Genomic DNA, 13,162 nt, shown 5'->3' with positions numbered 1-13,162 from the left:
TGGTCCATATCACTTGAACATCGAATCAGACGTTGCAGCTTCTTTTTCAGCGGACGGAGCAGACGCTACAGCGGCTTGCTCGCGCCACGTGACTGGTTCCTGGCGCGTGCGGTCTACTGTCAGCGAGAACACGTCGAAACGGTTGTAGTAACCCACCACGTCGTGGAATTGCTTGGGCTCCACGCAGCGGTTCAGGTCAAACTCCGCATACGCAATGCCTTCTTCCTCGTGCAAAAGGTCGCCGAGCGGCGCGCCTGTCGGATCGACAAACATCGTCGCCGCGCGCGGCGAGCCGTCCAGTACCGCCGCCGCATTTGGATCGCGTTGGACGAGGAAATCGCGCATGGCTGCATCCATGTAACCCGCGCAGACGATACCGAACGCTTTTGCTTCGAATGAGTGCGCGCCGGCACGCAGCCGGTTTGCCGCAACGTTGTCGTAGTTGATACCGCTGGTGGGCCGGCGTGTCGGCCACAGCGCGGGCCAGCTCGAGATGTGGATCTGTTCACCTTGGGCCATGAGTGTGTAACGCGCAAGCGGGTTGGTGTTCTCGCCGCAAATCAAGCCGCCGATGCGGCCAATACGCGTGTCGGCGACCCGCAGTCCCGCACCGTCGCCTGCAGCCCAGACCAGCTTTTCATAGAACGTCGGCACAAGTTTGCGATGGTGATTGACGACCGATCCACGATCATCGATCAGCACGTTCGAATTCCACAAACAGCCTACGCTTGCGTACGACCGCTCGCTGAAACCCAGCGAGACAAAGATACTGCAACGTTTGGCTTCCGCAGCGATCCGGGCGATTTCGGGACCGTCAACGTAGATGCTTTCGGCGGCAAAGCGTTCGAAGAGATCGTGATTGTCGATTGGCGCCCACAGCGAGGTCCATACGGGAAAAGCGGGTATGAACGCCTCAGGGAAAGCGACCAGTTCTGCCCCATTGCGGCTCGCCTCGCGAATGATGGAAACTGCTTTCTCAACGGTCGCGCGGCGGTCCAGGAATACGGGAGCGGCGTGGACGGCAGCGACTTTGACGACGAGAAGACTCGACATATGTTCAGGCTCGCAATGTAGTTACCAAGCTCTTTAAGAGGGCTATCTGTTCAATGATTGACGGTCGCGGCGCTATGCCATCCGGTCTCGCGCCGTACCACGAGTTCGGCCCAGCGCGACGACGCCAGCGGATCGCGCGTGAAGAGCGAAACCAGCACGACAAGCAGGAAACCCAAAGGAATCGACACAATGCCCGGATTACGAAGCGCGATGAGCGGCTTGTGTAGACCCACGATGCTCGTCGCGTCCGGCGCAATGCTGTGCACCGTCGCTCGTGCCTCGGCCTCCTCGGCAAGCAGCGCGCTACGTTGAGCAACATCCTGCTCGTGCTGCAGGTGCAATGCGATGGCTTCGGCTCGATGCTCGGCGGCCTCACGCACGAGTCCGGGATAGGTCATGTTGGGCGAAACGAGCACGAGCGCGATCGCCGCGAGCGTTCCGATCACAATTCCCGCAAGTACGCCTTGTGTTGTACAGCGCCGCCAGTAGAGCGTCAGTACGAGCGCGGGCAGATTCGCGGAGGCCGCCACCGCATATCCCAGGCCGACGAGTTGGACGACGTTCTGTCCGCGCGCCAAAATGCTGGCGCCAATCGCCACGATACCGACGAACAGCGTCGCGATGCGTGCGGCCACGACCTGCTGACGCTCGCTCGCCTGGCCGCCGTGCAGCGCGCCAACGTAGACATCGTGCGCCAGTGACGAAGCCGCGGCTAGGGTGAGTCCAGCGACCACGGCGACGATCGTGGCGAACGCGACAGCGGCAATGAAAGCGATCATCAGGTCGCCGCCCACGCTGCCCTGGCCGCCCGCTAGTGCTTGAGCCAGCAGCGGCGCGGCGAGATTGCCGCCCTTGTCTAGCGACGTGATGAGCGGAGCCCCGACGAAGTACGCTGCAGCAAAGCCGATCACGACAATGAAGAGATGGCATGTGCCGATGCCGAGCATCGCCCACATGACGGAATGGCGTGCGGCCTTCGCATCCTTTACGGTGAAAAATCGCATCATGATGTGCGGCATCGCGGCGGTGCCAAGCACAAGCGCCAGACCGAGCGAGAGGAGTTCAAGCGGCTGCTTCAGATATAAGCCGGGCTCGAGAAAGCGCCAGCCAAGCGCATCGCCGGTGAGCGACGTTCCCGTGGTCAACGAAGCCACGTGAGCATGAACAAACGGACTTGATACAACGGCTTGCATGAATGCCGGTACGCGAAAGCCAAACGGTATCCACGCGAGCACTACGAGCACGAACGAGGCGCCGATAAGCAGGACAGCCTTGATGACTTGCACCCAGGTCGTCGCGCGCATGCCGCCGCACGCCACGTACACCAACATCAGCAAGCCGACGCTAAGCACTGACACGGTGTAATCGATGCCGACAAGCGTGCTGACGATCACGGCGCCGCCGACCACCTGCGGAATCATGTAGACCAGCGCCACGACTACGCTCGACAACGCGGACACGGCCTTGGTCGAGCGAAAACCGTTGCGCATTGCAAGGACGTCGCCGATTGTGTAGTGGCCGAGGTTGCGACATGGCTCGGCAATGACCAGCAGTACCGGAATGAACGCCGCGAAAAAGCCGACAAGATAGATGATGCCGTCGAATCCATAGAGCGAGATCAGCCCCGAGGCGCCAAGAAACGCCGCTGCGGAAAGATAGTCGCCCGCGATCGCCAAGCCGTTCCTTGCCGGACTGATAGCGCCGCCTGCGGTGTAGAAGTCTCCGGCGGTGCGGTTGCGGCGCGACACAAAGTACGTGATGAGCAGCGTCGACGCAATCACGAGGCCGAATACGAGAAACGTCAGTCCGTGATGCTGGATCACGCCGGCACCGGTTTGCGCGCGTGCGGGGAGGGCGGCGGCCAGCATGCAGGCCGCCGTTGTGAAGCGGACGTCAATACGCATTGCAGTGCTCTCCTGAGAGAACCGGTGCATCGTCCCGCTCGACGAGTCCTTGCGCTTCCCGATCCAGCGCGGCGGTGCGGTGCAGGAATGCCCACGCGATCAGTCCGCCGAGCGGGTATTGCGATACGGCGAATAGCGTGCCCAGATTGAAGCCGTCTGTCACGTGGATACGGAACCAGCCGGGCGCCCACGCGATCAGCGCCGGGATTGCAAAGTAATAAACGGCGGCGATCGTGCCAAGCGTAAGCACGGTGGTCCGACGGCGACGTGCCAGACGCTGGAAGCGCTCGCTTTCAAGCACCGCTTGCCAGGGGATACTGTTATTCGACATAGCTCTCTCCATGTAAAGACGCATGGCGCATTGCAAAGCGCCGCAACTGCGGAAGAGTCTACGGAGTACCCCATGAGGAACGGAACAGGAAAAGAATCTATGGCATGTGCAATTTTGCACAGCGAAAATATTTGCGAATGCAAAATTCATCGGGCGACTTTCATGAACATCAACCGGCTGGCGTGGGACGATTTGCGTATTTTTCTGGCAGTCGCGCGCCATGGGAATTTCTCGCGCGCGGGACGCAGCCTCGGCATGGATCACGCAACCGTCGGCCGGCGTATTTCCGCGCTCGAATTCGCGTTGGAGACGCCTGTTTTCGAGCGCGACCGTATCGGCTGCCGGCTCAATGCGCACGGGCGCGAAATGCTGACGCACGTGGAGGCGATTGAAGCGAATCTGCTCGCGCTTGCCGACATCCTCGAAAACGGTGCGCCGGGACCGGCTGGCCACGTGCGCATCGCAACCATGGAAGGCATCGCATCGCTGTATTTGAGCGACCACTTCGCACGCTTCAAGGAGACCCGGCCCGGCATTTCGATCGAACTGGTGACCTCGTCGCACGATGTGCGCATCTCGCAGCGAGAAGCCGATATTTTTCTCGGTTTCTTCGAGTCGCGCGGCGCCAACCTGGAGACGCTGCGTATAGGGCGCTTCCCGCTGCATCTTTACGCGAGCGCCGAATATCTTGCGCGGCGGGGAACACCTCGTTCGCTTTCGGCTCTGCGCGATCACGCCTTCGTTGGGTATATTGACGATCTTGTTCAGCTCGACGCCGTGCGATGGCTTCACGATGTCATCACCGATCCGGTCATCGACTTCTATTCGAGCAGCATGCTGTCGCAGATGTTCGCTGCGGCGGCGGGGGCCGGGATCGTCATGCTGCCTGCGTTCGCGCGAGCGGAACGCTTCGGCCTCGTGCCTGTGCTCCCTCAACTCGTGGATGTCCATCGCGACGTGTGGATCAGCACACACCAGTATCTGAGACGTGTGCCCCGCATCAACGCCGTAGTGGCTTTCCTCACGCAAATTTTCAGTGCGGATTTCCCAGCGTAGAGCCGAATCAAGGGGGAAAGATCGTTTTCCAGATCAATTTATCAAGCTGCGTGCCCCGCCGTCGATAGCGGCAGAGCACAGCGCGATCAATGCGCGGCGATTGTCACCAGTTCTGGCTGAAGATAGCCGCGCAATGCTTCAAGACCGCCATCCGAGCCGTAACCGCTGTCCTTGACACCACCGAACGGTGTCTCCGCATAGGCGATGGCCGTATGATTGATCCCGAGCATGCCGGTTTGTATGCCCGCTGTAATGCGCGAGATGTCTTTTGCCGAGTCGCTAAATGCGTAGGCGGCGAGTCCGAAGGGAAGGCGGTTTGATTCCGCAATCGCTTCATGGAGGTCGCGGTAGGGCCGTAACAGCGCGATAGGCCCAAACGGCTCCTCGTTCATCAAGGCGCTCTCGCTGTCGAGATCTGCAATCACGGTGGGCTCGAAAAAGAACCCGGGCTTATTGAGCCGTTCGCCGCCCGCGAGGATGGTGGCGCCGTGTTCGCGTGCATCAGTCACCAACCGTTGCATGGCTGCGAGGCGCCGCTCGTTGTTGAGCGGTCCCATTCTCGTGTCAGGTTCCAGGCCGTCGCCGACCTTGACGCTTTTGACCTGATCGAGGAATGCCGAAGTGAATAAATCGTACACCGAATCATCGATCAGGATGCGAGTAGGGGAGATGCAGACTTGCCCGCAGTTCGCGTACTTCGCAAGCGCAATCGATTTCGCCGCGGCTTCGAGATCGGCGCTCGCCGTGACGATCACTGGAGCGTGTCCGCCGAGTTCCATCGTGGTCCGCTTCATATGCAGGCCGGCAAGCGACGCCAACTGTTTGCCGACCGGCACCGAGCCAGTGAACGAGATCTTTTTGATAGCCGGATGCGGAATCAGATACGAAGAAATTTCGGTGGGCAGGCCATATACGACGTTGACAACGCCCCGTGGCACACCTGCGTCGACGAAGCATCGTGCGAGTTCCGACGTGCACACTGGCGCTTCTTCCGGCGGCTTGATGATGATCGAGCAACCTGATGCAAGTGCGGCGGAAATCTTGCGGGCTACCTGGGTTAGTGGAAAATTCCAGGGTGCGAACGAGGCGACCGGCCCGACCGGAACCTGTATGACGTTCTGTTGGATGTTTGGATGCCGGCTCGGTACGATCCGGCCATAGGTGCGCCGTCCCTCTTCGGCAAACCAGTCAATGATCTGCGCTGCCATCTCGGCTTCTATTCGTGATTCGGCCAGCGGTTTTCCCTGCTCGATGGTCATTGCCCGGCTGATAACGTCAGAGCGTTCGCGTAGCAGCGCCGCTGCCGCACGCAACCTTCCCGAGCGCTCGATCGCCGGCTTACAGCGCCAGATTTCAAAGGCGCTTGCCGCAGCTTGTGCGGCCCGCGCCAGGTCGGCTTCGTCGGCGACGGCGACATGGCCAATCAGCGCGTGATTGGCGGGATTGCGGTTTTCGAGCGTACGACCGGTCGATCCGTCCGTCCACTCGCCATCGATGAATAACTTCACGTTCAGAAGAGGCTGGGCATCAAGCGTCATTTCATGCCTCCGCACGTTGTAGTGTGCTGACATGAGTCGGGCTATTGGGACTCGCTGTCAAACCGCCATCAACCACGAATTCCGCGCCGGTAATATGGCGGGCTTCATCGGATGAGAGAAACAGGACCATGCTGGCGATGTCTTCCGGCTCGGCAATCCTTCCTAGCGGACTCACCATCTTGCCGAGGTCGTCCACGGTCGCGCCGGCGACCTGGGCGCCGTACTCCGCTATTCCGGTTCGCACGAAACCGGGATACACCGAGTTCACGCGGACCTGGTCGAATGCATACTCGACTGCTACGGTCTTGCTCATGATTCGCACCGCAGCTTTGCTGGCTGCGTAAGCGGTGCGTCCCGCAATCCCGGTCAGCGCGTTGGTAGACGACATGTTGACGATCGCCCCGCCGCCGGCTGCCGCCATCAACGGCGCGATCGTGCGCATGCCCAGAAATACGCCCTTCGCATTGACGTTCATCATGCGGTCCCAGTCGTCCAGCGTCGTGTTGGCAAGGGCGCGGATCAGATATACTCCGGCGTTATTTACCAGCACGTCGGGCGTTCCAAACGTGTCGACTGTTCGCGCAGCGACCTCTGCCCATTGGGCTTCACATGCGGTATCGAGTTCGAGAAAGCACGCTTGGCCGCCTTCTTTCCCGATCTGAGCGACAACGTCGGCCCCGCCGTCAGCGTTCCTGTCCGTCGCAACGACCTTCGCTCCTTCCGACGCCAGCCGTAGACTGATCGCACGCCCAATCCCAGATGCTGCACCCGTTATGAGAACAACCTTGTCCTTCACGCGCATGAGACTCTCCTGATATCTTCTACCGCTTGAAATAATGGTTCTGTTTTTCATTATATGGTTAAACATACCATAGAATGGGGCGAATGCTTAAGCCCTACGCTCTGCATGGCTTTTCTATCTGGAGGAAACAAGACGTGCCAAAACTCGCAACTGGACAAACGTTGCGGTCAGCCGAGCGAATGCTCGACGTACTGAAGATTTTTTCGACGGACGAGCCTTCGCTGACAGTTGCGGAAATCACCGCAAGACTTGGCCTCGCGCCGAGCACGCTCCGCCGGATCCTCGACATACTGGTGCAGCGCGGGTTCGTCAGGCTTGAACCGCGTAGCGGAAAATACTCACCGTTCGTCGAGATCGTGCGACTTGCTGCGGTGGCGGTGCAGGGTAACGACCTGATCTCGGGCGCAAGCCAGCCGCTTGACGATTTGCGCGACAAGACAGGTGAGAACGTGCAGCTCACTGTGCTGGTCGAGAACGACGTCGTCTTCGTCGACCGCCGGGTGACGAACCAGACGATCAAGATATTCAGCCCCATTGGCTACAGGCGTCCGCCTTGGGACGGCCGTGCATCGGGACAAATACTGCTTGCCTGGCTTGCGCAGCCTCAGCTGAATGCGATGCTGCCGTCTACCGCCGAATGGCGGCCGGGTCAGGCGCCGGCGCTTGCCAGTCCCAAAGCATTCCTGTCGCTGCTTGCCGATGTGCGCAGTAATGGCTACGCAATCAACGACGAATACACGGAACGTGACGTATGGGCCGTTGCCGCGCCCATACGCGACCATACGCGTGAGGTCGTTGCTGCAGTCAGCATCCCGGTACTCAAGTCGCGGGCGACCGATCCCGAGCGCGTACGCGCGCTCATCGATGCAGTAATTGCTGCGGGGCAGGACATCTCGCGAAGGCTCAGCTATTTCGAATGAGTGCATCCGGGCAGCCACCCGGATGCCCGCATACCCACCCGGGTTGGGCTTAAATGGACCAAACCCGGGCGTCCGGGAACAGCGTTGCGCCCTCGTAGCGAAGCGCGGGTTCCTGATCCTCAGCCAGTAGCAGCGGCCCGTCCAGATGCACCACATCTGCTTCCTGGGCAAGCACGATTCCAGGCGCCATCGACAGCGATGACGCCACCATGCATCCCACCATCACCTTCATGCCGGCCGCGCGCGCCGCGCCGGCTAACGCGAGCGCCTCGGTCAAGCCCCCGGTTTTATCCAGTTTGATATTGGCGAACGCGTATTTGTCGCGGATGCCGGCGATTGACTTCAGGTCCCGGCACGACTCGTCGGCGGCCAGCGGGACAGGACTCGCGTAGCCAATCAATGCATCGTCTGCATCGGCGGGCAATGGCTGTTCGAGCAGCTCGACCCCGAGAGCCGCGAATTCCGGCAGGTAAAGGCGCAGGTGATCCGGCGTCCACGACTCGTTCGCATCGGCCATCAGCCTGCATTGAGGGGCCGCTTCGCGAACCGCCCTGACGCGCTCCAGATCTCCGTCGCCTCCCAGCTTGAGTTTCAACAGCGGTAAGTGATTATTGGCGCGGGCTATCCCGGCCATGGCGGGGGCGCTGTCCAGGCTCAGCGTGAAAGCAGTGGTAACCGGCGACAAAGGAGCTTTCAGTCCTGCGAAGCTGGACACTGCGTGACCGCTTATCTTGCTGCGCAAGTCCCATAGCGCGCAATCCAGCGCATTGCGGGCGGACCCCGGTGGAAGCAGCGTCTGCAAACCTTGCAGATCGAGGCCATCGCGCACGGCGTCCGCTACCGAGGCGATCTGCGCCGACACGCCTTGCACAGTCTCGCCGTATCGCGCGTACGGGATGCATTCTCCACGGCCGGTCACACCCCCTTCGGTGATCTGCACGATCACGGCTTCCGCTTGCGTCTTCGAGCCACGGCTGATGCGGAAAACGCCACGGATGGGAAACGTGCGGGGCTCGCAATGCAAAGTCCGGCGATTCATTTTTATCCTCCTCGGATGATTAGAAGACGTTGACAATCGGTTTGTAGAGCCATATTATGGATTCAAAGATCATATTATGGATGAGACAAAATGCGAAAGCATGAATCGATACCCCCATCGAATCCGCAGCGGCGGAGCAAGCTTCGTGAACTCGATGATGCGCTGTCGGTAGTCAAGGCGGGTCATCTCGTCGCCCTTGGCGGACTGTGGTTTCATAACAATCCCAGTGCGGCGGTTCGCGCACTGGCCCGGCGAGGGGCGAAAGACTTGCAGATCGTCGCCGCGCCGCCCTCAAGCTATGCCGTTGACTTGCTGATCGGCGCCGGATGCGTTACCCGCGCCACGGTGGGTCACGTGTCCTTCGAGCACCTTGGATTCGCTCCCAATTTTCGCAGGGCTGCGCAGCAAGGCATGGTCACAATTATCGATGCCGACGAGGCCACCATCCTCGGCGGCCTGATGGCGACAGTGGAACACCTCGATTCGCATCCGGTGACGTCGGTGAAGGGCACGGACATCACGCGTTCGTCTATCGCCCCGCGTAATGGCGCGGGTGTTGTCGCCCCTCTGGCAATGAGTCCGGACGTCTGCATCCTGCACGTTCAGGAGGCGGACATTTACGGTAACGTGCGTGACCTTGGCACGCCGTTCTGTGACCCGCTTTTCGCAAAAGCGTCTAAGCACGTGATTGTCACGGCGGACCTTATTGTCGATAACAGAATTGTGCGCCAGGAGCCGCATCGCACCACTATTCCAGGCTATTTGGTCGATGCCGTGGTTGAGGCGCCCTTTGGCGCTCACCCGTGCTCCAGCCATGGGGTGTATGTGCACGATGAACAGCTGATCAATCAGTACATAGCGGCTGGCGCCGATGTCGCCACGTGGTGGCGAGACTATTTTGAACCCTATGTTAAGGACCCCGAATCGCTTTCGGATTATGTCGAACGGGTCGGTGGTGCTGAGCGGATCCTTAAGCTCGCGGAGGCTGTTCGATGAACACCTGCAGCGTGGACGAATTCATGACGGTTCTGCTGGCGCGCGAGTTGCTCGACGGCGACCTTGCAGTGACTGGCGCAAGCTCGCTGGTACCGGTAGCCGCGTGCATGCTCGCGCAGCAGACGCACGCACCGAACCTGACGCTGATCACACCGGCTGGCGTTGTGAATCCGCAGCCGGGCCGTTTGTATCGATCTGCATCGGATGGGCGGTGGCTGAACGGTGCGGAGGCGGTGGGGACGGCGTATGACCTGTTCGAAATGTCGGAAAACGGCCGTCTTGATGTGATGTTTTATGGCGGCGTGCAGATCGACAAACGCGGCAACATCAATCTGACCGGTACCGGTTATCAGGATTCGGGCCGGCCGCGGTTCCGTGGCCCCGGCCTCGCAAATACATCGTTCGCCGTGGTATCGAAGCGGATCTTGCTCTTCAGCGCAGCCCACACATCGCGCACGTTTGTCGAAAACGTCGAGTATCTGACTGCGGCGGGCCATCTGGATGGCGCCGGGGCGCGTGAAAAGCTTGGCATAACAACCGAGGGCCCCGTGCTGTGCGTTACGCCGTTGGTTACGTTCGACTTCGACGAAGGAAAGTCGATGCGTGTACGGTCAATTCATCCCGGTGTCGACCCGGCGCAAGTCATTGCCAATACCGGTTTCGACTTGCCAGATGGTCCGTGGCCCGAAACGCCCCGCCCAACAATGGAAGAACTCGCCATCTTGCGGAGCCTTGTTGATACAACCGGGGAGCTAACCGGCGGCGACGGCCCTGGACTCTCCAAATAGAACAGTTTTTATTGCAGGTGAAAATCATGAATCAAAAAACCTCCTTGCACGGACTGCGCGTGATCGACTTTACGCGCGTAGTAGCCGGTCCCTATTCGACGTCGATCCTGGGCGATCTCGGCGCTGAAATCATCAAGATCGAACGGCCCGGTACGGGCGACGATAGCCGCGGATGGGGCCCGCCTTTCATCGGTGAAGTGAGTTCGTATTTTCTCGGGCTGAACCGCAATCGACGCAGCGTGGCGATCGATCTGCAAACACCGGAAGGCGTTGAGATAGCCAGGAAGCTGATCGCCGGAGCGGACGTGGTGGTCGAAAGCTTTCGGCCGGGCGTCATGGACCGGCTTGGACTCGGCTACGAAGAGCTTAAAAAAACACAGCCTGGCCTGATTTACTGCGCCATTTCCGCGTTCGGTCAGACGGGACCGTACATGGATCGGCCGGGCTATGATCTGATGATTTCAGCGCTCGGCGGTCTTATGGGCGTGACGGGAAATACAGACGGAGAACCGGTCAAGACGGGTGTCGCATTGATCGACGTATCGACTGGCTTGCATGCGGCGATCGGGGTGCTGGCGGCGTTGCATCACCGCACCCTGACAGGCGAGGGGCAGCGTGTCGATGCGTCCTTGCTCAGCACGGAGCTGGCCATACTCATCAACGTCGCGAGCGAGTATTTGATTGGCGGAAGTATTGCGAAACCCCAAGGTTCGGGGCATGCAAACGTCGCGCCCTATCAAGCGTTTCCAACGGAGGACGGTTGGGTGCTCATGGGTTCGCCGAACGACAAGCTGTTCCGCAAGATGTGCGACGCGCTTGGAAAACCGGAATGGAAGGAAGATCCGCGCTTTCTGACAAACGGCGAACGTGTCAAGCATAAGCCGGAACTCGTTGGCATGATCAGCGCGATCACGCGGACGCATCAAACCGCCTACTGGGTAGACTTGTTATCGGCGACCGGCGCGCCAGTTGCCCCGATCAACAAGATGGATGCGGTATTCGAAGATCCGCAGGTCAAGCATCTGAACCAGGTCTCCCACGTTGAGCATCCGCTCTACGGACGTTATCCAGTCGTCACCTCTGGGTTGCGATTCTCCGAGACGCCGCCGGTCGTCGGCAAGGCGGCACCGCGCCTCGGGGAACATACGCTCGAGGTTTTGACCGAAGAACTTGGCATGTCCGCAGCAGCGATAGACGCACTTATTGAGCGAGGCGTGCTCGAGCACCGCCCGGCAGCAGGGTGTGAAGTTGCTATCGAAAAGTAGCGCCTGCAGTGATCGGGCGTGTAAGCAACGCGCGTCAATTCACTTGTGACTCATGCTGTTCGATGCAAGCATCCATAACAAATAATCTATGACAAAAGTGGTTTCCTTTTTCAGGAAAGAGGTGGAGACATGAGCACGCTGAATAAATCCCTGCCGGGAAGAGTGGAAGATGAACTCGAACAGAGTCTCGCCAAGAGCCCCGCCCGGCGACGGCGAATCGTCATTGGTGCGGGTATCGGAACCGCGATCGAGTACTACGACTTCACCATCTACGCATTTCTTGCGACCACGATAGCGCAAGTGTTCTTTCCGAGATCGGACCCGACCGCCGGTTTGCTCTCAACGTTCGCAATCTTTGCCGCGTCATTTTTGCTCCGGCCGTTCGGCGGCATTGTCATCGGGCATTTGGCAGACCGATTGGGACGTCGCAAGGCACTGACATGGTCGGTCGCCGGCATGGTCGGCGCGAGTGTGCTGATCGGCTTTATTCCGGCATACGAGTCGCTCGGTGTCGCCGCTCCGGTGCTGCTCGTCATGCTGCGTTGCGTTCAGGCATTCTCGGCCGGCGGTGAGCTAGGCACGGCCACCTCCTATGTCGCCGAGCAGTCTCCCATGGGCCGTCGCGGCTATCTGACCGGGTTCGTCAATCTCGGTACAGTCGGAGGTACCTTGCTCGCCTCCTTTACCGTTGCCATGACGCGAGCGCTTGTCCCGGACGTCGACTTCGCGTCGTGGGGATGGCGAGTCCCGTTCATGATCTCGTTACCGCTAGGCATCGTTGCAATGCTAATCCGGCTGCGCATGGAAGAATCGATCGCCTTTGAAGAGATCGCCAAGGAGCATGAGATCAAACGTGCTCCCGCGCTGGGCGTTGTCAAGGCAAGGCCGCTCTCCGTTCTCGTCGTGATCGCGCTTGCGCTCACTTCGAACGCGAGCTATTGGACTGTGTTCACGTATATGAGCACCTTCCTGCAGACTCAGCACGTACTCGACGCGAAAACCGCAGCTTGGACAACAACCGCCACGCTGATTCTTGCGGCTGTCACCATGCCATTCTGGTCCAAGCTCTCGGATCGGGTTGGGCGAAAAGTTGTCATGGCGACCGCGAACGCGCTGTTTGTCATCACCGCCTATCCGCTATTCATGTTGGCCACGCATAGCGCCGCGCTCGGCATCATCGCGCAGTTGGTGCTCGGCCAGATCACGGCATGCTATCTGGCGAATCTGCTGGCAACGCTGGCGGAAACGCTTCCCGCTTCCATGCGTGTCAGCGGGGTTGCGCTCGGCTACAACATCGCATCGATCCTGGCAGGCGGGTCAGCGGGGTACATCGCGACATGGCTAGTCGCCCATACGGGCAATCCGGCATCGCCCGCGTTCTTCCTGATGACGGCGACCGGGATCGCGTTCATTGCGTCTGTGCTGATGCCCGAGACCTCCAATCGGCCGCTCCCGCTCGACGTGTGAGGG

General features: G+C 59.9%; 12 protein-coding genes. 6 read left to right on the top strand and 6 right to left on the bottom strand.

Annotated elements, in window-relative coordinates:
• Positions 1-9: 9 nt before the first annotated feature.
• Genes ACSQ8V_RS37545 through ACSQ8V_RS37535 form a run of 3 tightly spaced genes read right to left on the bottom strand, consistent with a single transcriptional unit; the run spans position 10 to position 3,288 of the window.
• A complete protein-coding gene (locus ACSQ8V_RS37545; protein ID WP_436209184.1) occupies positions 10-1,053 on the bottom strand; it encodes a carbon-nitrogen hydrolase family protein in 1,044 nt (347 codons plus the stop codon).
• Positions 1,054-1,103: 50 nt separating this feature from the next.
• Positions 1,104-2,957 carry a solute symporter family protein gene (locus ACSQ8V_RS37540; RefSeq protein WP_436185155.1) on the bottom strand — a complete coding sequence of 618 codons (1,854 nt, stop codon included), beginning with the start codon at positions 2,955-2,957 and terminating at the stop codon, positions 1,104-1,106.
• Positions 2,947-3,288, bottom strand: a complete 342-nt coding sequence (locus ACSQ8V_RS37535; protein ID WP_436185154.1) for a DUF485 domain-containing protein — start codon at positions 3,286-3,288, stop codon at positions 2,947-2,949. The genes ACSQ8V_RS37540 and ACSQ8V_RS37535 overlap by 11 nt, the downstream gene beginning before the upstream one ends.
• A 162-nt stretch (positions 3,289-3,450) precedes the next feature.
• On the opposite strand from ACSQ8V_RS37535, the gene ACSQ8V_RS37530 reads away from it, so the two are divergent.
• The gene (locus ACSQ8V_RS37530) at positions 3,451-4,344 is read left to right on the top strand and encodes a LysR family transcriptional regulator (protein WP_414969123.1); all 894 of its coding nucleotides are present in this window, start codon (positions 3,451-3,453) and stop codon (positions 4,342-4,344) included.
• Positions 4,345-4,430: 86 nt separating this feature from the next.
• On the opposite strand, the gene ACSQ8V_RS37525 is transcribed toward ACSQ8V_RS37530, so the two are convergent.
• Positions 4,431-5,882, bottom strand: a complete 1,452-nt coding sequence (locus tag ACSQ8V_RS37525) for an NAD-dependent succinate-semialdehyde dehydrogenase (protein WP_436185153.1) — start codon at positions 5,880-5,882, stop codon at positions 4,431-4,433.
• 1 nt (position 5,883) lies between these two features.
• On the bottom strand, positions 5,884-6,684 hold the full coding sequence (locus ACSQ8V_RS37520) for an SDR family NAD(P)-dependent oxidoreductase (protein ID WP_436185152.1): 801 nt from the start codon (positions 6,682-6,684) through the stop codon (positions 5,884-5,886).
• 134 nt (positions 6,685-6,818) lie between these two features.
• Between ACSQ8V_RS37520 and ACSQ8V_RS37515 the strand changes: the two genes are divergently transcribed.
• A complete protein-coding gene (locus tag ACSQ8V_RS37515; RefSeq protein ID WP_436185151.1) occupies positions 6,819-7,604 on the top strand; it encodes an IclR family transcriptional regulator in 786 nt (261 codons plus the stop codon).
• Between the two features lie 49 nt (positions 7,605-7,653).
• Here the strand turns inward: ACSQ8V_RS37515 and dgcA are convergent, their stop codons facing one another.
• Positions 7,654-8,643: an N-acetyl-D-Glu racemase DgcA gene (dgcA, locus tag ACSQ8V_RS37510; protein WP_436185150.1), complete on the bottom strand. Its 990-nt coding sequence runs from the start codon at positions 8,641-8,643 to the stop codon at positions 7,654-7,656.
• Between the two features lie 90 nt (positions 8,644-8,733).
• Between dgcA and ACSQ8V_RS37505 the strand changes: the two genes are divergently transcribed.
• From ACSQ8V_RS37505 to ACSQ8V_RS37490, 4 genes are all read left to right on the top strand, one after another.
• Positions 8,734-9,639 carry a CoA transferase subunit A gene (locus tag ACSQ8V_RS37505; protein ID WP_436185149.1) on the top strand — a complete coding sequence of 302 codons (906 nt, stop codon included), beginning with the start codon at positions 8,734-8,736 and terminating at the stop codon, positions 9,637-9,639.
• On the top strand, positions 9,636-10,427 hold the full coding sequence (locus ACSQ8V_RS37500; protein WP_436185148.1) for a CoA-transferase subunit beta: 792 nt from the start codon (positions 9,636-9,638) through the stop codon (positions 10,425-10,427). Before ACSQ8V_RS37505 ends, ACSQ8V_RS37500 begins: the two co-directional genes overlap by 4 nt.
• A 26-nt stretch (positions 10,428-10,453) precedes the next feature.
• Positions 10,454-11,692: a CaiB/BaiF CoA transferase family protein gene (locus tag ACSQ8V_RS37495; RefSeq protein ID WP_436185147.1), complete on the top strand. Its 1,239-nt coding sequence runs from the start codon at positions 10,454-10,456 to the stop codon at positions 11,690-11,692.
• Positions 11,693-11,821: 129 nt separating this feature from the next.
• Complete coding sequence (locus ACSQ8V_RS37490) at positions 11,822-13,159, top strand: MFS transporter (RefSeq protein WP_436185146.1); 1,338 nt, start codon at positions 11,822-11,824, stop codon at positions 13,157-13,159.
• Positions 13,160-13,162 lie beyond the last annotated feature (3 nt).

This window comes from Caballeronia sp. LjRoot31 (assembly GCF_964253885.1).
Lineage (GTDB): Bacteria > Pseudomonadota > Gammaproteobacteria > Burkholderiales > Burkholderiaceae > Caballeronia.
Note: the sequence above shows the minus strand (reverse complement) of the source record. Positions and strands in the feature narration are given on the sequence as shown.